Below are 24,116 nucleotides of genomic sequence, written 5' to 3'. Positions count from 1 at the left end.
ACTCAGAAAATGAGAGACCAATGAATAGCTGCCGATAGAAGGTGGCTATTTCATTAACTAGCGTACCCAGAATTTCAGATAGACAGACAGAATTAAGGGAGAGTTAAACGTGGATTTAACTAACATGGGTATCGCAGCAAAAGAGGCTGCCTTTCACCTAGCAACAGCATCAACAGCGCAGAAGAATAAAGCGCTCTCTATTATTGCAGATGAGCTAGAAGCTAATGCAGCGACCATTCTTGAAGCGAACGCAAAAGATATTGAATTGGGTCGTGAAGCTGGTTTAACAGAAGCGCTGCTTGACCGCCTACTTCTTAACGAAGAGCGTCTAACGGGTATTGCTAACGATGTGCGCAACGTTATCAGCCTGAATGACCCTGTAGGCAGCGAAATTGACAGCAAAGTGCTAGAAAACGGCATGTCGCTTTCTCGTCGTCGCGTACCGCTTGGTGTTGTTGGTGTTATTTATGAAGCACGCCCGAACGTAACCATCGACATTGCTGCACTGTGCCTGAAAACAGGTAACGCAAGCATCCTACGTGGTGGTAAAGAGACGTTTTTCTCAAACATGGAGCTGGTTAAGGTTATCCAATCTGCACTAGAAAAAGCAGAGCTACCAGCGGCATCGGTACAATACATTGAGAAGCCAGATCGCGAACTTGTGTCTCAGCTACTTAAGCTAGATGAGTACGTTGATATGATCATCCCACGTGGTGGTGCAGGTCTACACAAAATGTGTAAAGAGAACAGCACCATCCCAGTAATCATCGGTGGCTTTGGTATTAGTCACATCTTCGTTGATGAGTCGGCTGACCTAGAAAAGTCAGTGAATGTGGTTGAGAACTCAAAGGTTCAACGTCCATCAGCATGTAACTCACTAGATACTCTGCTTGTTCATGAAGCGGTCGCTGAGGAGTTCCTTGGTAAGCTTAAAACACGCCTAGCGGGTAAAGTGACATTAGTGGCTGATGCAAGTGCTAAAGCGCTGCTTGCTGATTTCGCTGACGTGCGTGATGCGGGTGAGGATGATTTCGATACTGAGTGGCTAAGCTACACCTTAGGTGTCAAAGTGGTTGCTGACGTAGCTCAGGCAATTGACCACATGCGCGTACACAATGCGAGTCATTCAGATGCGATCATGACAAACAGCCTAGAGAGCTCTGAACGCTTCATTAACTCAGTCGGTTCTGCGGCGGTTTATGTCAACGCATCAACTCGCTTTACGGATGGCGCGCAGTTTGGTCTGGGAGCAGAAGTGGCGGTATCAACACAGAAGCTTCATGCTCGTGGCCCTATGGGATTGGAAGAGCTGACCAGCTACAAGTGGGTTGGTAAAGCGAACTACCTAATTCGTAGCTAGGATGAATGTGAAGCTCGGTTGGTCATAATCAACCAATAACCACATAAAAGGGCCTTAATTGGCCCTTTTTCTTTCCCTACGTTTGGCAATTCCGTTACACTGACAATCAATTATTTGGAGGTGATATGCATTGTCCTTTTTGTTCAGAGAACGACACTAAAGTAATCGACTCAAGGCTAGTCGCAGACGGGCATCAAGTTCGTCGTCGCCGTCAATGCCTGGCCTGTAGTGAGCGTTTTACGACATTCGAATCGGCTGAGCTTGTTATGCCAAAAGTGATCAAGTCGAATGGCAACCGTGAACCCTTTAACGAAGACAAAATGGTCGGCGGAATTCAACGTGCATTAGAGAAGCGCCCAGTGAGCGCAGATGCCATTGAACTTGCGATCAGTACCATCAAGTCTCAACTGCGAGCAACTGGCGAGCGTGAAGTACCAACAGAGATGATTGGGAATCTTGTCATGGACCAACTGAAAGAGCTCGATAAGGTGGCTTACATTCGTTTTGCCTCTGTTTACCGCAGTTTTGAAGACATCCGAGAGTTTGGCGAAGAGATTGCCAAGCTAGAGGACTAACTCCCACTCATGTCAAAATTTTCTCCGTTAGATTTTCAAATGATGTCGCGTGCCATGCAACTGGCTAAGCGCGGCATTTATACCACTGCACCAAATCCAAATGTGGGCTGCGTTATCGCGCACGGCGACAACATTGTTGGTGAAGGTTTTCATGCCAAAGCGGGTGAAGCACACGCAGAAGTTCATGCCATGAGAATGGCTGGCGATAAAGCCAAAGGCGCGACTGCTTATGTCACGCTAGAGCCGTGCTCTCATTACGGTCGTACACCGCCATGTGCTGAAGGGTTGATTAAGGCTCAAGTTGCCAAAGTGATTTGCGCAATGGAAGACCCAAACCCGAAAGTTGCAGGCCGTGGCATCAAAATGCTGCGTGATGCGGGTATTGAGGTGCAAGTCGGGCTGCTAGAGCAAGATGCATTGGCGTTAAACCCAGCCTTTATCAAACGCATGCAAACAGGTAGGCCGTTTGTTCAATTGAAGATGGCAGCAAGCTTAGACGGTCAAACCGCTTTGAGTAATGGTCAGAGCCAATGGATTACTTCGCCGCATGCTCGTCGTGATGTGCAGCATTTCCGTGCCAAGGCGGGAGCGGTATTATCGACCAGTCAAACCGTGATTGAAGATAATGCGTCACTTAATGTGCGTTGGGATGAATTACCGCAAGCGGTACAAGCTCTTTATCCGCCATCTTCACTGCGCCAACCTACGCGCGTGATTCTCGATCGACAGGCACAGCTGCTTCAAGCTGATAATCAAGATCTCAAGTTGTATCAATCTCAAGCGCCAGTGTTGCGTGTTGCTGAATCTGAAGCTGACATTATGGTTGCTCTCGACAGTGAGGGGCAGCTTGATATTACCCAACTGGTTCAAGATCTTCCTAGTCATCATATCGACCATATTTGGGTGGAAGCGGGTGCAACATTGGCAAAAAGCTTTATTGAGAATCAACTGGTTGACGAGCTAATCTTATACTTAGCACCTAAACTAATGGGCAGCGATGGCCGCGGTTTGATGGGTGCGTTGGGCTTAAGCTCAATGGATGCCGTGATCGATTTGTCGATCATAGATGTACGTATGGTAGGGCCTGATATTCGCATTGTCGCTCAGCCAGTATGGAAATCTTAATCCGCGATAGTTATATCTATAGTAATTTAACTGCTTGATGCAAAAGCAGTAAGAACAAGAGTTTTAGAATGTTTACAGGAATTGTAGAAGCCGTAGGTACCTTAAGTGCTATCACACCTCGCGGTGAAGATATTACGGTCACCGTGAATGTCGGTAAGCTGGATATGTCTGATGTACAGCTCGGCGACAGCATCGCCACCAATGGTGTGTGTTTGACTGTGGTTGAATTCGATGACAACAGCTACAGCGCTGACTTATCACTGGAAACTCTGAAAAAGACCGGCTTTATCGACTATCAAGCGGGCGATAAGGTAAACCTTGAGAAAGCAATGCTGCCGACCACTCGTTTTGGCGGCCACATTGTTTCTGGTCACGTTGATGGTGTGGGCGAGATCGTTGAGCGCAACCAAGTTGGTCGTGCAATTGAATTCTGGGTAGAGATGCCAGCGGAGATCTCAAAGTACGTCGCTCAAAAAGGCTCTATTACTGTCGACGGTATCAGCCTCACAGTGAACGATTTACGTAAGAACGCGTTTAAGCTGACTATTGTTCCCCACACCTCATCAGAGACGACGATTGATCAATTTAATGTCGGTCGTAAGGTGAACCTTGAAGTCGACGTACTTGCTCGTTACATGGAGCGACTACTGCAAGGCCAGCAAGAAGAGTCTAAGCCAGAGTCTCGTCTAACAATGGAATTCTTACAACAAAACGGTTTTGCTTAATCAACGACTCCTTGTGCGCGACAGCGAAGGGCAGTGGAGTTGAGCAATTCCAATCAGGTTTAAACAGTGTCGGTTCTTGGAAGCAGAACCATTTCAAAGGATATAAAATAATGCCAATTAGTACTCCTCAAGAAATTATTGAAGACATCCGCCTAGGAAAGATGGTTATCCTGATGGACGATGAAGATCGCGAGAATGAAGGCGATCTGATCATGGCGGCAGAGCATGTAACGCCAGAAGCAATCAATTTTATGGCGATGTTCGGTCGTGGCTTGATCTGTCTGACGCTAACCAAAGAGCGCTCGAGCCGTTTAGGTCTCGCGCCAATGGTTCAAGACAACAACGCGCAATACACCACTAACTTCACTGTTTCTATTGAAGCTGCGCAAGGCGTAACGACGGGCATTTCTGCATCGGATCGTGCCGTGACTGTTCAGGCGGCTGTAGCGAAAGAGGCGAAAGCGGCAGACCTAGTTCAACCGGGCCATATCTTCCCATTGACGGCTCAAGAGGGCGGTGTATTAACACGTGCAGGTCACACTGAAGCGGGGTGTGATTTGGCTCGCTTGGCAGGCTGTGAACCAGCATCTGTGATTGTTGAAATCCTGAATGACGATGGCACTATGGCACGTCGTCCAGACCTTGAAGTGTTTGCTGAAAAGCATGACATCAAACTAGGTACGATTGCAGACCTTATCGAATACCGCAACAACACCGAGACAACGATTGAGCGCGTCGCGCAGTGTCATTTGCCAACTGAGTTCGGTGATTTCGAACTCGTGACATACCGTGACACGATTGATAACCAAATCCACTACGCGATGCAAAAGGGTGACCTAACGGGTGAAGCGCCATTGGTTCGTGTTCACCTGCATGACACATTCACCGATCTGCTGCATTCTGATCGTGGTACTGAGCGCAGCTGGTCGCTAGATAAAGCGATGAAGCGTGTCGGCGAAGAAGGTGGTGTTCTAGTGATTCTTGGCAATGAAGAGTCGTCTGATTCTCTAATCCACAAAGTGAAGACTTTCGAAGCTCAAGACAAGAACGAGCAGCCAACTATGGCTAAAAAGCAAGGTACGTCACGTCGTGTTGGTGTCGGTTCTCAGATCCTGCAAGACCTTGGTGTTCAGGACATGCGTCTACTCTCTTCAAGCACGAAACGCTACCACGCACTGGGTGGTTTTGGTTTAAACGTTGTTGAGTATGTGTGCGAATAACGCTGATTCAAAACAGAACAATCAGCAAACTTTTTAGGTAATACAGTCTCGATTAAACGATAAGTATCAAGCAGAGAGCACAAGATTGCATAGTCCGCTCTCTGCGTTTTGAGCCTTATCGACAAAGGAATCACGCTGTCGTTACCACTTTGTTTCTCCGGTATCAGCTCAATAAAATTAGCATTAGATATTGCTCACAGTTTTGTGCTAGAATCCGGCGATTCTCACTTGATGAAAATAGTTAAAGGAAGGCTTATGAAAGTGATCGAGGGTGGCTTCCCAGCGCCAAATGCAAAAATTGCTATCGTTATTGCTCGTTTCAACAGTTTTATTAACGAAAGTTTACTTTCTGGTGCAATCGATACTTTAAAACGTCACGGACAAGTTAGCGAAGACAACATCACTGTTGTTCGTTGTCCAGGTGCAGTTGAACTTCCACTTGTAGCGCAGCGCGTTGCAAAAACAGGTAAGTTCGACGCGATTGTATCTCTAGGTACAGTAATTCGTGGCGGTACGCCTCATTTTGACTATGTTTGTAGTGAATGTAATAAAGGTTTGGCGCAAGTGTCTCTGGAATACTCTCTTCCAGTAGCATTCGGTGTGCTAACTGTTGATACGATCGATCAAGCTATTGAACGCGCAGGAACCAAGGCTGGTAATAAAGGTGCAGAAGCTGCACTAAGCGCACTTGAGATGATCAACGTTCTTTCTGAAATCGATTCCTAATGGGGGCCAGTGTGAAACCAGCCGCACGTCGTAACGCACGTCAATTTGCTCTACAAGCAATTTATTCTTGGCAAATTACTAAAGAAAATATTGCCACAGTTGAAGAACAGTTCTTATCTGGTGGTAAGTATGATGAAGAAGAGCATCACGCAGCTGAGCCTGCGCTTGCTATGCCAGAAACAGACGTTGCATACTTCCGCGACCTGCTAACTGGTGTTGCTCTAAGCCACATGGAACTAGACAGCAAACTTCGTCCATTCGTATCTCGCCCGATGCAAGATCTGGACTTAATGGAGCTTGCTCTTCTTCGCCTAGCTATGTACGAGATGACTCGTCGCGAAGATGTACCATACAAAGTGGTTATCAACGAAGCTATCGAACTTGCAAAAGTATTTGCAGCAGAAGACAGCCACAAGTTTGTTAACGGTGTACTTGATAAAGCAGCACCGCACGTTCGTAAGAAATAATACGTTCGACATAGAATCGAAAGGTCAGCAAATATGCTGGCCTTTTTTGTAACTGATGACGGTAATATCAATCGTAGTAAATAACTGCTCACCCTAGCTTGTTAAAATGCTCGATAACAGCGTTAGAATTTTTGATTGTAGAATAACTACTTATCGAAACTCTCTTTTGCAAAAAAGCTGCCTTGTTCTCAAGCCTTTTTCCTGCGCTATTTTTGAACACTTACTTACTGTGATTGGTATAAAAGAAAGGTAATCACATGTCTGGTGAGTTTAACCTGATTGATAAATACTTCGTAAACCGACAGCCTCAACGTAAGGATGTACATCTTGCCGCAGGTGATGACTGCGCCTTGGTCAAGCCACCAAGTAATGTAGAAATTGCTATCAGCACTGACACCTTAGTTGCGGGGACACACTTTTTAGCCGAAGCGAATCCGGCTTGGGTGGCGCATAAGGCTCTCGCATCGAACATCAGCGATTTGGCTGCTATGGGCGCAACCCCTGCTTGGGTTTCGTTCGCGCTGACCATGCCTGAAGTTGATGAGCAGTGGCTGGCTCCTTTCTGTGACTCCTTTTTTAAGCTTGCGGACTATTTTGGTATTCAACTGATCGGTGGTGATACCACTAAGGGCCCTTTGAGCCTGACGTTGACAGTGCAAGGCTTTGTGCCTGAAGGTAAAGCGCTGCGTCGTGACGGTGCTAAGGTCGGGGATTGGATTTATGTGACAGGTAACCTAGGCGACAGTAAGGCAGGCCTAGAGGTGTTACTGAATCCAGAAGAAAACCAATCTAGACCCTATGCTAGAGAGCTTGAAGAGAGACACTACATTAGCTCTCCGCGAGTGCTTGCTGGTCAGGCTCTTGTGAACCTCGCTTCATCCGCTATTGATATCTCAGATGGCGTAATTGCGGACTTGAAACATATCCTTAAGCGTTCACAAGTGGGCGCGAGCATCGATGTGAGTGCATTGCCTATTTCTCAAGAGCTACGCCAGTTCACATCTGATATTTCAGCAGCCCAGAATTATGCGCTGGCCAGTGGTGAAGAGTATGAGCTTTGCTTTACCGTGCCGGAAGAAAATAAAGGTTCATTGGAAAGTGCATTGTCGCACACTGGAACAAAAGTTACCTGCATTGGTCAGATAAGACCTGTAGAATTCTTTGAATTGCATAACAACGGTCAACCACTAAGTTGGGACTTAAGTGGATACGATCATTTTAAGGTAAACGGATGACAAACCCTCTCTCTCTTATTTCACTAAAGAACCCTTGGCACTTGTTGGCTACTGGATTTGGTAGCGGACTGTCACCAGTCGTGCCTGGCACTATGGGGACTTTAGCCTCGATTCCGCTATACCTACTGTTGGTGCAGTTGCCGTTTCCGCTGTATGTGGTGGCTGTAGTTATTAGCTGCGTTATTGGTGTCAAAATTTGTCAGGTCACTTCTGACGACATGGGTGTACACGATCATGGCTCAATTGTCTGGGATGAGTTTGCAGGCTTTTGGATCACCATGAGTCTAGTGCCTTTACTGCAGATACCAATCGATGAGTGGAAGTGGCTGTTGACAGGCTTCGTCCTGTTCCGCTTCTTTGATATGGTGAAGCCATGGCCGATCGGCTGGTTAGACAAACGCATTCATGGCGGTTTAGGCATCATGATTGATGATATCGTCGCGGGCGTGATGGCTGGCATTGCGCTTTACGCCGTGGGGCATTTTGCAGGTTGGTTAGCATAAACTGTTTACGGCGCTCTAGCAGGCTTGTATTGAGTTGGAGCGTCTTAGTTGGTTAGTAACACAATAGAAAACAAGGAATAATAATGTCTAAGAAGGTTTATTGTATTGCTCAGTTTCTGCCAAAAGAGGGCAAACTGAACGAGCTATTCGAAGTACTAAAAGCGCTTGAGCCAAATACAATGCGTGAAGATGGTTGTATTCAATACACGGTGACGCGCCACTTGCAGAGCCCATTTGCTGAAGGTGAGAGCTACCCTATCGCATTCAACGAGATCTGGGCAGACAATGAAGCGTTTGAAGCGCACTGCCAACGTCGTGAAATTCAACAGTTCTTCCAGCAACAATGCGTTGAAGAGACTGGACTAGTTGAGAAGTTTAATGTGTGTATCTACACTGATGAACCAGAGAACTACGACGCACCTGTTCTGAAATAATCGAATGCTTGCTATCAAATCGGTAATAAAAAAGGTTGACCATATGGCCAACCTTTTTTGTACCTGAAGCATTCGCTGCTTATTTAGCGAGGTAGTCCTTGATCGCTTTCTCAATCCCTTTCGCATCTAAGCCAAGTTCTTCGTGTAGCTCACCTTGTGTGCCTTGAGCGATGAACTTGTCTGGTAGGCCAAGGTTCAATACTGGCATTGGCAGTTTCTCTTGCATTAAGAACTCTACTACACCTGCACCAGCACCGCCGGCAATCGCATTCTCTTCAATCGTTACTAGAACGTCGTGCTCAGCGGCCAATTGTTTGATAAGTGCTTCATCGAGAGGTTTCACAAAGCGCATGTCTGCAACGGTGGCATCGAGAGCATCAGCGGCTTGTAGTGCATTCTCAAGGAAGGTACCGAAGCTTAGGATTGCTATTTTCGACCCCTCTTTCTGCTGCTCACTGCTGCGAACGATACGGCCTTTACCAATCTCAAGCGCAGTGAACTCGCTTTGAATTTCTGTGCCCATGCCGTTACCGCGAGGGTAGCGAACCGCACTTGGACCATTGTGTTGGTGGCCCGTGTAGAGCATTTGACGACATTCGTTCTCGTCGCTTGGTGCCATGATCACCATGTTAGGAATGCAGCGCATAAAGCTTAAGTCGAACGCACCTTGATGAGTCTGACCATCGGCACCCACAAGACCTGCACGGTCAATGGCGAACATCACAGGTAAATCCATGATAGCGACATCGTGGATCAACTGGTCGTAGCCACGTTGGAGGAAGGTCGAGTAGATAGCCACAATTGGCTTATTACCTGCAATCGCCATGCCTGTTGCTAGTGTTACCGCGTGCTGCTCTGCAATCGCAACATCGAAGTACTGTTCTGGGTACTCTTTCGAGAATCGAACCATACCTGAGCCTTCACGCATCGCTGGAGTAATCGCCATCAGCTTGGGATCTTGCGCGGCCATATCACACAGGAAGTCACCGAAGATCTTAGAGAAAGTCGGCTTAGCACTGGTGCTCTTTGGCAGGCTAGAGTGTGCAGGATCGAACTTAGGTACACCGTGGTAGCCAATCGGATCTTTCTCAGCCGGCTCGTAGCCCTTACCTTTTTTGGTCATGATGTGCAGGAACTGAGGGCCTTTTAGATCTCTCATGTTCTTAAGCGTTTTGATTAGCTCGTTAACATCATGGCCATCCACTGGGCCGATGTAGTTAAAGCCAAGTTCTTCAAACATGGTGCCAGGAATGACCATGCCTTTTAGGTGTTCTTCAGTACGACGCACTAGCTCTTTGATCGGTGGAACGCCAGAGAGCACTTTCTTGCCACCTTCACGAATTGACGTGTAAAGATTGCCAGAAAGAACCTGAGCTAAGTGATTGTTAAGCGCACCCACGTTTTCAGAGATCGACATTTCGTTATCGTTAAGGATAACCAGCATATCGTTGTGAACGTCACCGGCGTGGTTCATAGCCTCAAATGCCATACCAGCAGTGATCGCACCATCACCGATTACGCTCACGACTTTACGATCTTTACCCTCTTTTTTGGCACTGATTGCCATACCAAGAGCGGCACTAATAGACGTCGATGAGTGACCAACAGATAGGGTGTCGTATTCGCTCTCTTCTCGCCAAGGGAAAGGGTGTAAGCCGTCTTTCTGGCGGATAGTTGATAGGCGATCACGACGACCCGTTAAAATTTTATGTGGGTAAGCCTGATGGCCCACATCCCAAACCAACTGATCGAAAGGAGTGTTATATACATAATGTAAAGCGACCGTCAGTTCCACTGTACCTAGGCCTGATGCTAAGTGACCGCTTGATTGGCTCACGGAGTTCAAGAGGTAGGTACGAAGCTCATCGCAGAGCTGTGGAAGCGTCTCTTTTGGTAAAAGACGCAAGTCCTCTGGCTTATCAGCCAAGGCAAGAGTTGGGTACTTTGAAATATCAAGAGTCATAGGTAATGCGCGCTTATTGTCTTAGTTCTTGCGCTCGATGACATATCGGGCGAACTCTTCGAGTGACTGGGTATTGTATGGGATTGCATCTAAAGCTTGAAGCGCTTCGTTCAATAGAGTTTGAGCTTTTTCTTGAGCGCCGTCCAATCCTAATAAAGAAGGATAGGTGCTTTTGTTAAGTTCTTCATCAGAACCCTGTGGTTTACCAAGAGTTTCCGTATCACTAACGATATCGAGAATGTCATCTTGAACTTGAAACGCTAAACCAACCGCATCGGCAAATTTATCAAGTTGTGGTAGCACCTCGAAGGCTTTCTCACCAGCAGAGAGCGCACCTAAACGAATGGCACACTTCATCAATGCCCCTGTTTTGTTGCGATGAACCTCTTCCAGCTCTTGCAGGGAAATAGTGCGGTTCTCCGCTTCCAGATCAAGTGCTTGTCCAATGCACATACCTTGAGCACCAGAGGCTTGAGCTAAGCTTTGAATCATGCGGACACGGTTACTCTCGCCAACTGCACTTAGTGAGCCTTCTGCAAGTATAGTAAAGGCTAGGGTTTGGAGTGCATCGCCGGTAAGAATAGCCGTAGCTTCGTCAAATTTAATATGACAGGTTTGATGACCGCGACGCAGTTCGTCGTCATCCATTGCAGGCAGATCATCATGGATGAGTGAGTAGGCATGGATACACTCAATCGCTGATGCTGGAGTGTCTAGCTCTTCAGCGCTGCAGCCGAGCATTTCCCCTGTGATGTAGACAAGAAATGGACGCGCGCGTTTTCCACCCAGCAATAAGCCATAACGCATAGCCTTGATTAGGTTTTGGTTTTGATGTGGAAGGCGGTCAAGCCATTGGTTTAACTGCTCGTTATTACGTGCTTGATAAGACGTTAAAGTCTCAATCATAGGGGATCTCATACTATTCGTTATTCTGGTTGTGGGTTGAAGTCACTCAGCTCAGCATCTTCGCTGTTTTGCAAAAGAATACTCACGCGCTGCTCTGCGTCGTTGAGTCTGCTTTGACCTGCACGAGCTAGTGCAATTCCACGCTCGAATTTCTTCAGCGCATCATCTAAAGCTAGATCACCATTTTCAAGTTGATCAACTAAGCCATCAAGCTCTTCAATTGCTGCTTCAAAGCTCATATTCTCCGGTTTCTTAGTAGCCATAATAGTTCTGCGTTTGGAAAGATGAGCGAACGTTACCCTAGGGCGTGAAGATGGTCAAATGTAACCAATAAAATTTGCTAGAAAGTTTGTTTTATCGGACGCTTGGCAGTCATAACTGTGTGACTTGAGAAGTGTCTCGTTGGAGAGGGCTGACATTTGATGCGTTTGTTCGTGATGTGCAGTTATTCATGAGTCTTAATGTTATTGCTACTCAAAAGTGTGATACTTAGGCCAAGAATTTTCTAAAAGATCTTATAGTCTTGCCGATAAGAAGATTATTCTCGAGGTAGAACAAGAAAAAGCATGAGGAGTGCTCAGTGGATTTAGCAACCCTAATAGGTTTGATTGGTGGATTTGCCTTCGTGATCATGGCAATGATCTTAGGCGGAAGCCTTGGGATGTTCTATGACACGACTTCGATCTTGATCGTGGTTGGTGGTTCAACCTTTGTGGTCTTGATGAAGTTCACAATGGGCCAGTTCTTTGGCGCGGCAAAGATTGCAGGTAAGGCCTTTATGTTTAAAGCTGACGAGCCCGAAGACTTGATCGCGAAAGTGGTTGAGATGGCTGATGCGGCTCGTAAAGGCGGTTTTCTTGCTCTGGAAGAGATGGAAATCAATAATAGCTTTATGCAGAAGGGCATCGATTTGCTTGTCGATGGTCACGATGCTGACGTAGTAAGGGCGGCATTACAAAAAGATATCGCTCTAACCGATGAGCGACATGAGCGTGGTGGCAAAGTATTCAGCGCCTTCGGTGACGTTGCACCAGCGATGGGTATGATTGGTACTCTTGTTGGTCTGGTTGCGATGCTTTCGAACATGGATGATCCAAAAGCGATCGGTCCTGCGATGGCGGTGGCACTCTTAACCACACTTTACGGTGCGATTCTGTCCAACATGGTGTTTTTCCCAATTGCCGACAAACTGGCACTGCGCCGTGAACAAGAGACGCTAAACCGCCGCTTAGTTATGGATGGTGTATTAGCGATTCAAGATGGTCAAAACCCACGTGTTATCGATGGCTACCTGAAGAACTACCTCAATGAGAGTAAACGTCTTCTTGATGGCGAAGCTGATTAAGGAGCTCGGTAATGGAAGAAGAAACGCCCTGTAAATGTCCGCCCCCCGGCTTACCTTTATGGATGGGTACCTTTGCTGACTTGATGTCGCTGCTGATGTGTTTCTTCGTACTGCTGCTCTCTTTCTCAGAGATGGACGTACTGAAGTTTAAACAGATCGCCGGCTCAATGAAGTTTGCCTTTGGTGTACAAAACCGTTTGGAAGTGAAAGACATTCCAAAAGGGACCAGTATCATCGCGCAAGAGTTTCGCCCGGGTCGTCCGGAGCCGACACCGATTGACGTGATTATGCAGCAGACCATAGATGTTACTCAGCAAACGCTTGAATTTCATGAGGGTGAATCTGATCGTGCAGGTGGCACCATGCGTGATCAAGGTAAGATGACCGGCGGCAAGTCGCCAGAGATTTCGACTCATGATAACCAAAATTCTGAGTCAGATAATCAACAGCAGCAGTCTGAAGCGCAATCGCAAGAGATGGAAACCTTAATGGAGAGCATTAAGAAAGCCTTGGAGCGTGAGATTGATCAGGGGGCGATTGAGGTAGAAAACCTTGGTCAGCAGATTGTGATTCGAATTCGAGAAAAAGGGGCGTTCCCTCAAGGTTCGGCGTTCTTGCAACCCAAGTTCCGTCCTTTGGTGAGACAGGTGGCTGAATTGGTGAAAGACGTACCGGGTATTGTTCGTATATCAGGGCATACCGATAACCAGCGCTTGGATTCAGAGTTATATCGTTCAAATTGGGATCTCTCATCTCAGCGAGCGGTATCGGTTGCCCAAGAGATGGAGAAGGTCAGAGGTTTCTCTCACCAGCGACTACGAGTTCGCGGCATGGCAGATACTGAGCCTCTGGAGCCGAATGATACTGACTGGCAAAGAAGTCTTAACCGCCGAGTTGAGATAAGTATCATGCAGGGTGAACCGCTCTACAGTGATGAAGTTCCGGTCGTGACTGAATAGAATTACTTCAATAATCAAGCTTAAATCGAAAGCCCGAGTTATCGAGACTCGGGCTTTTTTGTGGGAAAAACTAAACCTTTCACTGTGTTTAGCAGTACAAATTCTGGAGGTTGAGTGCTTATTCCCTGTTGACGATAGGGTTAGAGCAAGCATTCTTTTCCTTGTATGACTTTCTCATGTATAATTCGCGCCCTTAGATTTAGATATGATCTATTCTTGCTTCAAGTGCTCGGTAAAATCTCAGTTTTTTGCTTAGCGCCGAGCCCCTTAAACTTGTTTAATGTTGTGAAAGTACTATGAAATTTATTGTTAAGCCCCATCCGGAAATTTTTGTAAAAAGTGAATCGGTGCGTAAGCGCTTCACAAGGATTCTAGAGTGCAACATTCGCAACGTTATCCAGCGTCGCTGTGAAAGTGTTGCGGTATTCAACCGTCGTGATCATATCGAAGTGACATCTGAGAGCGATAAGTACTACCCAGAAGTGCTTGAGATCCTGACTCAAACTCCAGGTATTCACCACTCTTTGGAGGTTCAGCAGTCTGAATTCAAAGACCTACACGATATTTTCGAGCAGGTATTAGAGCGTAGCCGTGGTGACATCGAAGGTAAGACTTTCTCTGTTCGTGCTAAGCGTCGTGGTAAACACGAGTTCACGTCTATTGAACTAGAGCGTTACGTTGGTGGTGGTCTAAACCAAGCGGTAGAATCGGCAAGCGTTAAGCTGAAAGATCCAGAAGTGACGGTTAAAGTCGAAATCGCAAACGACAAGCTTAACCAGATCATCGCTCGTCACAAGGGCCTAGGTGGTTTCCCTCTAGGTACGCAAGAAGACGTGCTGAGCCTGATTTCTGGTGGTTTTGACTCTGGCGTTTCAAGCTACCTACACATCAAACGTGGTTCTAAAGTACATTACTGCTTCTTCAACCTAGGCGGTCCTGCACACGAAATCGGTGTTAAGCAAGTCGCTCACTACCTGTGGAACAAGTTTGGTTCTTCTGCAAAAGTGAAATTCATCTCTATCGACTTCGAACCAGTTGTGGCTGAAATTCTTGAGAACGTGGAAGATGGTCAAATGGGCGTTGTTCTTAAGCGTATGTTTATGCGTGCTGGTGGCATGGTGGCAGAGAAGTTCAAGATCGAAGCACTGGTTACAGGTGAAGCACTAGGTCAGGTATCAAGCCAAACGCTGACTAACCTACGTCACATCGATAACGTAACGGACACTCTGATCCTTCGCCCACTGATCAACTGGGACAAAGAAGACATCATCGACCTTGCGCGTAACATCGGTACGGAAGATTTCGCAAAAGTGATGCCTGAATACTGTGGTGTTATCTCTAAGAAGCCAACAGTAAAAGCGAAGAAAGGTAAGCTAGAAGCGGAAGAAGCGAAGTTTAACTTTGAAGTGCTTGAGCAAGTGATTGAGAACGCTCGCGTGATGGACATTCGTGACATCGAGAAAGAGAGCCAGGAGCAAGCACCTGAAGTTGAGCAGGTTCAAGCTGTTGCTGAGCACGCAATCGTACTGGATATCCGTAGCCCTGATGAAGAAGACGAAAACCCACTAGAGATTGAGGGCGTTGACGTGAAGCACCTACCTTTCTACAAGCTAGCAACGCAGTTCGGTGATCTTGACCAGAGTAAAGAGTACCTACTGTACTGTGACCGTGGTGTTATGAGCCGTCTGCAAGCGCTTTACTTGCAAGAGCAAGGTTTTTCTAACGTGAAAGTGTACCGTCCTTAGGTCACTCTCCAAAAGTTATCTTAAAAGCCGCTATAACAGCGGCTTTTTTATCGGTCGTTGAAAACAGAGTGTTCCAAGTAACGGAGCTCTAGGCTTTAGGAAAGTTCTGCGGGAGCAGGGCTCTTGCTGCTTCTTCATCGATTGTTGATTTAAAGTCTATCCCACTTTCGATCTCGCGTGCTTTGGCAACGGCTGGGCGCGCATTGATCTGTTCAAACCAGCGCTTTAGGTTTGGATAATCATTGAGTGCATCCTCTCCGAGCACAAATGGTGCTTTGTCTATCCAGCCCCAAGCCGCCATATCGACGATGGTGTATTCTTCACCCACCATGTATGTTTTATCGGCCAGATGATTGTCTAGTACCTCATAGTGCCTTTCTGCTTCACGACGGTAGCGATTCTTTGCGTAAGGAAGATCTTCTGGCGCCGCCTTATGAAAGTGAACCGATTGACCCGAGAAAGGCCCCAGTCCTGATGCGATAAACATCAACCAAGAGAGCAACTCACCGCGCGTTTGTGGCTGACCTGCAAACAGGCCGGTTTTCTCTGATAGATAAAGAAGGATCGCGTTGGAGTCGAAAATGCGGGTGCCGTCATCCTCAATCGCCGGGGTTTTGCCATTTGGGTTAACTAGGCGAAATTCCGGAGTATGTTGCTCACCTTTGAGCGTGTCGACTGGGACAAGCTCGTAGGCTAGACCTGTCTCTGCAAGGTAGAGTGCAACTTTCATAGGGTTTGGGGTACGGTGGAAGTAGAACTTAATCATCAGTGAACTCCTAGTTCGTTATTTGTCGTCGGCACGTCCGTGCTTGTGCATTGACTATAATTCAACATGAACGGTCGTTCAAATTTAATTTGTCAGTTTAAGCATAAATGACTCAGACTAAGAGTGTTTCAATAAGGTGAGCTATTGATAAACGTATTGTTATACCAATCACAGTAAGTAAGTGATTAGAAATAGCGCAGAAAAAAGCTTGAGAACAAGGCAGCTTTTCTGCAACAGAGAATTTCGATAAGTAGTTACTCTACAATCAAAAATTCTAACGCAGTTATCGAGCATTTTAGCAAGCTAGGGTGAGCAGTTATTTACTACGATTGGTATTATTAAACGGTAGATAAAAAAACACCGCCATAAAGGCGGTGTAAAGAAATTTGACAGACAGGTCAAAATAAATACAGGAAGTAGATGCCTCGTTTTAGGGGATTACTAAAACAAAACATTTGGTAGAACTCTACCCAACTCGAAAAGTACGAGTTTGCAAACACAACATCGCAGTGACTAAGCCAATTGATTCAGAGAGAATCAAGCCGTTCAGGCTAGTGACTGCGGGAGGAAATATAGAATTTCTCTAGCCGCTAAGCAATGGACAAATTATAATGTTTCAGATAAAAAAAACTAATGCCATTTTAGAGAGTAACTATGTCTCGTCGATTACCCCCACTAAACTCCTTACGAGTGTTTGAAGCTGCGGCTAGACACTTGAGTTTTACGCGTGCAGCAGAAGAGTTGTTTGTTACTCAAGCTGCGGTGAGTCACCAGATAAAATCATTGGAAGAGTTCCTCTCCTTGAAGCTCTTTCGCCGCAGGAATCGCTCTTTACTGCTTACCGAAGAGGGGCAGAGCTACTTCTTAGACATCAAAGATATCTTCACATCGCTTGCTGAGGCGACCGATAAGGTACTTGAGCGCAGTGAGAAAGGTGCGTTGACCATCAGCTTGCCGCCTAGCTTTGCTATCCAGTGGCTGGTGCCTCGTTTGGCCGATTTTAATCAACAAGAGCCTGATATTGACGTTCGTATCAAAGCGGTTGATATGGATGAGGGTTCACTGACAGACGATGTTGATGTCGCGATTTACTACGGGCGAGGTAATTGGCCGGGTTTACGTGCGGACAAACTTTACCAAGAATATCTGATCCCACTGTGTGCACCTTCAATTCTATTGGGCAATAAACCATTAGAGTCATTGAGTGATTTGGCATGTCATACGTTATTGCATGATACCTCTCGTAAAGATTGGAAACAGTTCGCAAAACAAAATGGTATTGATGGGGTTAACGTTAATCACGGTCCTATCTTCAGCCACTCAACCATGGTGCTGCAGGCTGCCGCTCATGGCCAAGGTATCGCATTGGGTAACAACGTATTAGCGCAGCCAGAAATTGAAGCTGGGCGTCTGATCGCCCCGTTTGATGAAGTGTTAATTAGTAAGAACGCTTTTTATGTCGTGTGTCATGACAAACAGGCAGACATGGGACGTATTGCGACATTCCGTGATTGGATGTTGGCGAAAGCACAGAGTGAACAAGAGGAACTACTCGATGAATAATTGGCTGATTGATGGTGAAGAGCATAGCCAGTATACCTTTGTGTTTGCTCACGGTGCTGGCGCAGGTATGGATCATGAATTCATGCAGTCAGTCGCTAAGGGCCTGGCGTTTAAGGGGATTCGCGTGATTCGATTCAACTTCCCTTACATGATCAAACGCGCTGAAGATGGTAAGCGTCGACCGCCAGATCGCGCGCCTAAGCTATTAGAGGCGTACCAAGAGGTGATTGAGCAAGTCGATGCCCAGACACTGGTTATTGGCGGTAAGTCGATGGGTGGGCGCATGGCCAGTCACTTATCTGATCACGACAAAGTGGCTGGTGTGGCGTGTTTGGGCTTTCCTTTCCATCCGCCGGGTAAGCCGGATAAGTATAAAGGTGAGCACTTAGCTGAGCTGAGTAAAGCGTGCCTTATCCTACAAGGGGAACGCGATACCTTTGGTAAGCGTGAAGAGTTTCCTGCGTTTAACCTCTCTGACTCGGTGTCTGTTGAGTTTATTCCGGATGGTGACCATAGTTTCAAGCCGCGTAAGAGCTCAGGGCATACTGAACAGCAAAACATTGCACTAGCGGTTGAGAAACTGGCTAAGTTCATTAAAGGAGCCATCGATGAAAAGTAAGGGGTTACTTACCTTTGCGGGCGCCTCTGGCGCGATTGCGGTGATGCTTGGGGCATTTGCAGCGCATGGACTTAAATCTCAGCTAGCCCCATATCTATTGGGTGTGTTCGAAACCGGTGTCTTGTATCAGTTTATCCATACCTTTGCGATTGTGGCGTGTGCTATCTTGCTGCAATTGAAACTTGGTGTTAAATCACAAAAATATTTTTTCATTGCGGCAATTTGCTTTATCATCGGCATCCTTTGTTTTAGTGGCAGCCTCTATGCGCTGGCGCTGACCGGAATTAAATGGTTTGGTCCAATAACGCCGTTAGGTGGACTACTATTTATCATTGGTTGGGGAGTCTTCTCCTTCGCTGCTTTGAATTTAAAAGAGGTAACTCAGTGAAACACGTACTACTTTATTGTCGCTCTGGTTTTGAAAAAGAATGTGCTGGCGAAATTCAAGACAAAGCAACACAGCTGGAAGTGTTTGGTTTTCCTCGCTTAAAAAACAATACGGGCTTTGTATTGTTTGAGTGTTATCAAGATGGCGAAGCGGATCGTTTGATCAAAGAAATTGATTTCCAGTCGCTGATCTTTGCTCGTCAAATGCTAGCAGTAGCCGTTGAAATCAAAGATCTGCCAAAAGATGATCGCATCTCTCCAATCCTTGATGAGCTGGCAGACAAAGAAGGTTTCCCACGCTGTGGCGACATTCGTATCGAAACGCCAGATACTAACGAAGCGAAGGAGCTACTGAAGTTCTGTCGTAAGTTTACCGTGCCGATGCGTCAAGCGATGCGTGGCAAGGGCTTGATGACCGCGAAAGATAATCCGAAGAAGCCAGTACTTCATCTATGTTTCATCGCACCGGGTCACTGCTTTGTTGGCTACTCTTACCCGAACAACAACTCTCAGTTTTTCATGGGTATCCCACGTCTTAAGTTCCCAGCAGACGCGCCAAGCCGTTCAACGCTGAAACTTGAAGAAGCATTCCATGTTTTCATCCCGCGTGATGAGTGGGATGAGCGTCTTGCGCCAGGTATGTGGGGGGTAGATTTAGGTGCGTGTCCGGGCGGTTGGACTTACCAACTGGTGAAGCGCTCTATGTTCGTTCACTGTGTCGATAACGGCATGATGGCGGATAGCCTGATGGAAACAGGTCAGATCAAACACCACATGGTCGATGGTTTCAAATTTGAACCAGACCGTAAGAACGTTACTTGGATCATCTGTGACATGGTTGAGAAGCCAGCGCGTGTTGCACACCTGATGGGCGAGTGGATCATTAAAGGTTGGGCGAAAGAAGCGCTGTTTAACCTCAAGCTGCCGATGAAAGGCCGTTACGATGAGGTTCTTCAAGATATCGAGAACCTAAAGCAGTTCCTAATCGAAAATAAAGTGAAGTTTAAGATGCAGGCGAAGCACTTGTACCATGACCGTGAAGAGATCACAGTACATATTCAGTCGCTTTCTAACATCTCTCCGCACTAATCGAAATCGATAGTCGTGTTGAAAAAATGCTCCTAATTGGGAGCATTTTTTATGCGCGTCAGATACCGGCGCTATTTGCCTTTCCTAGCCTATGGCTGAGGGTCGTAGCGCAGGTCTTGTAAATTGAAGCCAAGGTCGATGTCTGTCTTAAGTGCCGAAACCTGTTTACAGACACGTGCCGATTCAATATGTTCATCGAACTTTTTGCGATATTTTTTCGGCAGGTCTTCAGCTTGGTAGGCCGCTTCTATATCTGGATAATTGGTTAAGATCTCTTTAGCTGCTTTAGGTCCAATCCCTGGGATTCCGGGTACTTGACTAGAGCTTACGCCGGTTAAGCCCCAATAGTCGGCAAGTTGACTCGGTTTAACGCCAAACTCCGCTTCGATAAAAGGTGTATCTAACCAGCGTTGCTGGAAGTAATCACGAATTTGCAGAGTGGGAGAGAGCAACTGACAGTAGCCTTTATCCGTTGAGATAATCGTGACCTTCTGACCGCGGTCTGCCACTTTTTTGGCAAGCGTTGCGACTAAATCATCCGCTTCATCCCCATCGGATAACAGAGAATCGATACCTAGATCCCACCAAGCTTGTTGAATAGCATCTAATCCAGCCATTAATGGTTCAGGCATGGGTTTACGGTTCTCCTTGTAGCTTGGTAAGAGCTCCGCGCGCCAGCCACGATCTTGTAGATGATGATCAAACACCGCTATGATATGACTTGGTTTCGATTCTTTGGTGATGTTGTTTAGCGTTCGCGTCGTGGTGGTGATGGTTCTTGCAATATCGCTTGGGTCCGGCTGTGCAGAGTGAACACGGCGGATGAGGTTAAGGGCATCGATAATAACAAGATGGATAGACATAAGTTTCCAATAACTAATACCAATCGTAGTAAATAATTGCTCACCCTAGCTTGTTAAAATGCTCGATAACTGCGTTAGAATTTTTGATTGTAGAATAACTACTTATCAGAAAATTCTGCCTTGTTCTCAAGCCTTTTTCCTGCGCTATTTTTGATCACTTACTTACTGTGATTGGTATAAACAATAAATAAAGGGGCGGATGAACTCGCCCCTTATAGTAACGTATCACTTAAGTAGTTGAAATGCTCTGATCAGAATGGTCAGTCATTGTTTTGAGCAATCTTATAACACGGCACGTAATCGCTGCCACCCGGCAACTTCATACGGTGCTGCTCGACAAAGTCGTTGAGCAATCTGTCCATTTTCGCCATTAGCGCCTTATCCCCGTCAATGATGAATGGGCCGTGTTTTTCAATTTCGAGAATGCCCTCTGCCTTAACATTACCCGCTACAACGCCCGAGAAAGCTTTACGCAGATTGGCCGCTAAGCTCTCAGCCTTCTGATCCATGTGTAAGTCGAGTGCTGCCATAGATTCATGAGTTGGTTCAAATGGCAGTTGGAACTCAGGTTCAATATGCAGTGACCAGTTAAAGCTGTACGCGTCGCCGGTCTCTTTACGGTGTGAACGTACCGCAGGCATCGCTTGCTTCATAATTTTCGCTGCTTTAGCAGGATCATCGATTACGATCTCATAGTGTTTTTGAGCTTCTTTACCCAGTGTCGCTCCGATAAAACGGTCAATAGAGCGGAAATACTCTTCACTCTCTTTTGAGCCTGTTAACACAATCGGCATTGGTTGATCTGCATTGTTCGGATGCATCATGATACCTAGGATATAGAGCAGCTCTTCCGCCGTACCCGGTCCCCCTGGGAAGATGATGATGCCATGTGCCATACGCACAAAGGCTTCGAGACGTTTCTCGATGTCCGGCATGATCACTAACTCATTCACAATTGGGTTTGGTGGCTCTGCGGCAATGATCGATGGCTCGGTTAAGCCCAAGTAGCGGTGTTCAGTATAACGCTGCTTCGCATGACCAATGGCCGCTCCCTTCATAGGCCCTTCCATCGCGCCAGGGCCACAGCCGGTACAGATATTGAGTTCACGTAGGCCAAGTTCATTGCCCACTTCGCGAGTGTACTGGTATTCGCTGGCATTGATCGAGTGACCACCCCAACAAACAACTAAGTTAGGTTCTATGCCCGGTGTTAATGCACCGGCGTTTCTCAAAATGCCAAATACTAAGTTGGTGATATGCGTCGTATTGGTTAGGTTGAGCTTTTGGTTATCGGCAAGGTGCATGTTGACGTACACAATGTCGCGCAACACAGAAAACAGGTGCTCTTGAATACCTTTGATGATTTCGCCATCAACAAAGGCGTGCTCAGGTGGATTGTGAAGCTCGAGCTTTATGCCGCGCTCGCGTCGTATCACCTCAACATCGAAAGAGAGGTATTTATCCAGCAGCTCTTTTGAGTTGTCGGTGTGGCTGCCTGAGTTAAGTACCGCGAGGGTACAGTTGCGATACAACTGATAGAGATCACTGGATGCGGTTTTTTTAAGGCGCTCAACTTCCAGTTGAGAGAGTAAATCCATGCTACCGGTAGGACTGATATGAGTGATCATAGTGCCTCCTTGTTGAATAAGAGTCGGAGAGACAAGATGTGACGTCACCCTCAAACTCGGGAGTAGTGAAGCAAGGTATACAAAGCCAGAGGGCATTGGGTGATAATCACGTAATTTTATGCCTTGCTAAATGGTCTTGGCACAGGCTTTATCGCCAGAAAAGGCTTGTTAAGCAAATGTTAATCATTAGCTTAGCAAATAATTTGCTATTTGGTATGTGATAAGTATTTGAAAAAGAGAAATAATTTCTTGAAAAGAGCTCGTTATTGCCAAACCAGCTGGTTGGTTCCACGCTGCTTTGCCTTATTTAGGATACGATTTAGGCGCTCAAGTACCTCTTCAGGTGTATCCGATTGGCCAAATTGAGTACTTGCTGCACATAGAGTGATGGTGATCTGCTGATCGCGGAACTTAAAGGGCAGTCGGCTCACTTGTGTCTGAATGCTCTGAATCACTTGATGGCAGTATTCATCATTCTGCTCTGGCAGCAGTAGAATAAATTCTTCACCAGAAAAACGAGCCACAGTGTCAGTTTTGGACAGCTCCTTACTCATAGTGCGCGCAATGATCTTCAGAGCTTTGTCACCAGCGGTGTAACCAAAACTATCATTGATAGCTTTAAAGTTATCAATATCAAGCAGCACTACACGTAGCGGGTGCTGAGCTCGAATCCAACGACGGTACTCTAACTCTAGGCGGTCGGTAAATGCAGTGCGGTTGTACACCTTAGTGAGAGGATCGAGCAACATACGCTGCGCTTGATCTTCAAGGCGTCGGCGGTACTCTTGGGTGGTTTCATACAAAGAATCGAGCTGAGTTTTGCCGTAGTTCATGCGCTCGATCAGAGCTTGTTCTTTTTGCTCTGCGTGGCTAAGTCTTTCTGATAGCGAGGCGATTTCGTTAAGTAGCGGTGTGATCGACTGCTTCAAAACATGGATATCGGTAGCTTTCTCTACGGATTGCTGGCTTTTTCCCACTAAGTTGCCGAGCTCGTTATTGAGGCTTTGGCGATGTTCAAAGTAGGTTTGGCTCTGGTCACTGTTCTGGTCTGCCGTTTTAATGCTTGACGAGAGAGAGGCATTAAGTTGCTCAAGGAACTGTTCAGACTTCTTGCGCTCTAGGTTTGTTCCTTCAATCACCAACTTCAACACTTGCAGTGTCAGTTCAAATAGATTTTGAGTAGAAACGCCAAGCAGAAGCTTCGCTCGGATGTCGATCAATAAATCTCCTGATTCCCCCTCGAAGTCGAGTTCGGTGATCAGGTGTTGCAGCTCGGTTGATAGTTCAGAGAGTAGGCTTTGCTCTGGAGAGCAATCGGCATCGGAAAAATGAGAACGGGAATTTGTCGCCATAATTTTCACTGCGCGCTCGTAGATGCTGAGCAGTTTCATTGCATGGTCGATTTTTTGGCTACCATTGGCTTCAGAAAAACTCAGTAGATTACGCAAGTCGCGTTTAATCTGAGCTGGTAAGCCTGTTACACGTTGCAGTGTTTCACCACTGTGCTTAATGCTTTCGTCTAGATACCCGTTCTGTTTTTCCATAGCCACCGTTTTTTGTTTTAGCATACGCTCCAAAACGGCCAGCTTCGGAATCATTGAGCTGACATCTTTCTGTTTTTGCAGCGCTTCCCTAAGGGCGATTAAGTTTTCATCAAGATGCTCATTGGTGCCGACACAAGCATCGCTTAAAGATGTGACAATACGTTTCAGGACCTTTTGTTCACGTATGAACTTGAACGAGGTGTCTCTCTGATTCAGACGAGCTTGATCTAACTGAGTTTTCAGTTGATGCAGCTGAGCCTGTATGTCTTGTTCGAGAATGCCCATAGGTCAATAAATTAGTGCCACATAGATCGTTGACGATCGCTTTGATGAAATGCCAATCTATCGATAATAACAAAACTAAAAATA

Annotated in this window: 24 protein-coding genes; 17 read left to right on the top strand and 7 right to left on the bottom strand. The window is 46.5% G+C overall.

Going from position 1 to position 24,116, the window contains the following annotated elements; genetic code table 11:
* The first annotated feature begins 109 nt into the window (after nt 1–109).
* The 10 genes from vsple_RS10855 to vsple_RS10810 all read left to right on the top strand — a co-directional run bounded on the left by vsple_RS10855 (nt 110) and on the right by vsple_RS10810 (nt 8,370).
* A complete protein-coding gene (locus vsple_RS10855) occupies nt 110–1,360 on the top strand; it encodes a glutamate-5-semialdehyde dehydrogenase (protein WP_261881999.1) in 1,251 nt (416 codons plus the stop codon).
* Nucleotides 1,361–1,485: 125 nt separating this feature from the next.
* A complete protein-coding gene (gene nrdR / locus vsple_RS10850; protein WP_255230043.1) occupies nt 1,486–1,935 on the top strand; it encodes a transcriptional regulator NrdR in 450 nt (149 codons plus the stop codon).
* 9 nt (nt 1,936–1,944) lie between these two features.
* A complete protein-coding gene (gene ribD, locus vsple_RS10845) occupies nt 1,945–3,060 on the top strand; it encodes a bifunctional diaminohydroxyphosphoribosylaminopyrimidine deaminase/5-amino-6-(5-phosphoribosylamino)uracil reductase RibD (protein WP_261881998.1) in 1,116 nt (371 codons plus the stop codon).
* Nucleotides 3,061–3,128: 68 nt separating this feature from the next.
* Nucleotides 3,129–3,785 carry a riboflavin synthase gene (locus vsple_RS10840; RefSeq protein ID WP_032551635.1) on the top strand — a complete coding sequence of 219 codons (657 nt, stop codon included), beginning with the start codon at nt 3,129–3,131 and terminating at the stop codon, nt 3,783–3,785.
* A gap of 110 nt (nt 3,786–3,895) precedes the next feature.
* Nucleotides 3,896–5,005, top strand: a complete 1,110-nt coding sequence (gene ribBA, locus vsple_RS10835; protein ID WP_261881997.1) for a bifunctional 3,4-dihydroxy-2-butanone-4-phosphate synthase/GTP cyclohydrolase II — start codon at nt 3,896–3,898, stop codon at nt 5,003–5,005.
* Between the two features lie 255 nt (nt 5,006–5,260).
* A complete protein-coding gene (gene ribH, locus vsple_RS10830; RefSeq protein ID WP_004741508.1) occupies nt 5,261–5,731 on the top strand; it encodes a 6,7-dimethyl-8-ribityllumazine synthase in 471 nt (156 codons plus the stop codon).
* Nucleotides 5,731–6,198: a transcription antitermination factor NusB gene (gene nusB, locus vsple_RS10825; protein WP_004734399.1), complete on the top strand. Its 468-nt coding sequence runs from the start codon at nt 5,731–5,733 to the stop codon at nt 6,196–6,198. Before ribH ends, nusB begins: the two co-directional genes overlap by 1 nt.
* A 257-nt stretch (nt 6,199–6,455) precedes the next feature.
* Nucleotides 6,456–7,433, top strand: coding sequence for a thiamine-phosphate kinase (thiL, locus tag vsple_RS10820; protein WP_261881996.1), 978 nt, complete (start codon nt 6,456–6,458; stop codon nt 7,431–7,433).
* A complete protein-coding gene (pgpA, locus tag vsple_RS10815) occupies nt 7,430–7,936 on the top strand; it encodes a phosphatidylglycerophosphatase A (protein WP_261881995.1) in 507 nt (168 codons plus the stop codon). The genes thiL and pgpA overlap by 4 nt, the downstream gene beginning before the upstream one ends.
* Before the next feature lie 83 nt (nt 7,937–8,019).
* Complete coding sequence (locus tag vsple_RS10810; RefSeq protein ID WP_261881994.1) at nt 8,020–8,370, top strand: putative quinol monooxygenase; 351 nt, start codon at nt 8,020–8,022, stop codon at nt 8,368–8,370.
* 79 nt (nt 8,371–8,449) lie between these two features.
* On the opposite strand, the gene dxs is transcribed toward vsple_RS10810, so the two are convergent.
* Genes dxs through xseB form a run of 3 tightly spaced genes read right to left on the bottom strand, consistent with a single transcriptional unit; the run spans nt 8,450 to nt 11,502 of the window.
* On the bottom strand, nt 8,450–10,333 hold the full coding sequence (dxs, locus tag vsple_RS10805; RefSeq protein WP_261881993.1) for a 1-deoxy-D-xylulose-5-phosphate synthase: 1,884 nt from the start codon (nt 10,331–10,333) through the stop codon (nt 8,450–8,452).
* 21 nt (nt 10,334–10,354) lie between these two features.
* Nucleotides 10,355–11,239, bottom strand: coding sequence for a (2E,6E)-farnesyl diphosphate synthase (gene ispA / locus vsple_RS10800; RefSeq protein ID WP_255230061.1), 885 nt, complete (start codon nt 11,237–11,239; stop codon nt 10,355–10,357).
* A gap of 20 nt (nt 11,240–11,259) precedes the next feature.
* Nucleotides 11,260–11,502: an exodeoxyribonuclease VII small subunit gene (gene xseB / locus vsple_RS10795; RefSeq protein ID WP_255230062.1), complete on the bottom strand. Its 243-nt coding sequence runs from the start codon at nt 11,500–11,502 to the stop codon at nt 11,260–11,262.
* A 317-nt stretch (nt 11,503–11,819) separates the two neighbouring features.
* On the opposite strand from xseB, the gene pomA reads away from it, so the two are divergent.
* The 3 genes from pomA (at nt 11,820) to thiI (ending at nt 15,288) form a co-directional block, all read left to right on the top strand.
* Nucleotides 11,820–12,584, top strand: coding sequence for a flagellar motor protein PomA (gene pomA, locus vsple_RS10790; RefSeq protein ID WP_255230064.1), 765 nt, complete (start codon nt 11,820–11,822; stop codon nt 12,582–12,584).
* Between the two features lie 11 nt (nt 12,585–12,595).
* Nucleotides 12,596–13,543 (top strand): flagellar motor protein MotB, encoded by a 948-nt coding sequence (locus tag vsple_RS10785; protein ID WP_255230065.1) that lies wholly within the window; start codon nt 12,596–12,598, stop codon nt 13,541–13,543.
* A gap of 296 nt (nt 13,544–13,839) precedes the next feature.
* Nucleotides 13,840–15,288, top strand: a complete 1,449-nt coding sequence (gene thiI, locus vsple_RS10780; RefSeq protein ID WP_255230066.1) for a tRNA uracil 4-sulfurtransferase ThiI — start codon at nt 13,840–13,842, stop codon at nt 15,286–15,288.
* An 88-nt stretch (nt 15,289–15,376) separates the two neighbouring features.
* Here the strand turns inward: thiI and vsple_RS10775 are convergent, their stop codons facing one another.
* Complete coding sequence (locus vsple_RS10775) at nt 15,377–16,054, bottom strand: glutathione S-transferase family protein (RefSeq protein WP_261881992.1); 678 nt, start codon at nt 16,052–16,054, stop codon at nt 15,377–15,379.
* A 654-nt stretch (nt 16,055–16,708) separates the two neighbouring features.
* Here vsple_RS10775 and vsple_RS10770 point away from each other — a divergent pair.
* The 4 genes from vsple_RS10770 to rlmM are packed head-to-tail and all read left to right on the top strand — an operon-like array spanning nt 16,709 to nt 19,712.
* Nucleotides 16,709–17,617: a transcriptional regulator GcvA gene (locus vsple_RS10770; RefSeq protein ID WP_032551652.1), complete on the top strand. Its 909-nt coding sequence runs from the start codon at nt 16,709–16,711 to the stop codon at nt 17,615–17,617.
* The gene (locus tag vsple_RS10765; protein ID WP_261881991.1) at nt 17,610–18,236 is read left to right on the top strand and encodes an alpha/beta fold hydrolase; all 627 of its coding nucleotides are present in this window, start codon (nt 17,610–17,612) and stop codon (nt 18,234–18,236) included. The genes vsple_RS10770 and vsple_RS10765 overlap by 8 nt, the downstream gene beginning before the upstream one ends.
* Nucleotides 18,226–18,624: a DUF423 domain-containing protein gene (locus tag vsple_RS10760; RefSeq protein WP_261881990.1), complete on the top strand. Its 399-nt coding sequence runs from the start codon at nt 18,226–18,228 to the stop codon at nt 18,622–18,624. Before vsple_RS10765 ends, vsple_RS10760 begins: the two co-directional genes overlap by 11 nt.
* On the top strand, nt 18,621–19,712 hold the full coding sequence (rlmM, locus tag vsple_RS10755) for a 23S rRNA (cytidine(2498)-2'-O)-methyltransferase RlmM (RefSeq protein ID WP_150869153.1): 1,092 nt from the start codon (nt 18,621–18,623) through the stop codon (nt 19,710–19,712). The genes vsple_RS10760 and rlmM overlap by 4 nt, the downstream gene beginning before the upstream one ends.
* 89 nt (nt 19,713–19,801) lie before the next feature.
* Here rlmM and xni read toward each other — a convergent pair whose 3' ends face one another.
* The 3 genes from xni to vsple_RS10740 form a co-directional block, all read right to left on the bottom strand.
* A complete protein-coding gene (gene xni / locus vsple_RS10750) occupies nt 19,802–20,575 on the bottom strand; it encodes a flap endonuclease Xni (protein ID WP_255230071.1) in 774 nt (257 codons plus the stop codon).
* Nucleotides 20,576–20,835: 260 nt separating this feature from the next.
* The gene (gene ppnN, locus vsple_RS10745) at nt 20,836–22,203 is read right to left on the bottom strand and encodes a nucleotide 5'-monophosphate nucleosidase PpnN (protein ID WP_261881989.1); all 1,368 of its coding nucleotides are present in this window, start codon (nt 22,201–22,203) and stop codon (nt 20,836–20,838) included.
* A 263-nt stretch (nt 22,204–22,466) separates the two neighbouring features.
* Nucleotides 22,467–24,032, bottom strand: a complete 1,566-nt coding sequence (locus vsple_RS10740; protein WP_255230073.1) for a GGDEF domain-containing protein — start codon at nt 24,030–24,032, stop codon at nt 22,467–22,469.
* Between the last annotated feature and the right edge of the window lie 84 nt (nt 24,033–24,116).

It is taken from the genome of Vibrio pelagius (assembly GCF_024347575.1).
Taxonomy (GTDB): Bacteria; Pseudomonadota; Gammaproteobacteria; order Enterobacterales; family Vibrionaceae; genus Vibrio; species Vibrio pelagius.
Note: the sequence above shows the minus strand (reverse complement) of the source record. Positions and strands in the feature narration are given on the sequence as shown.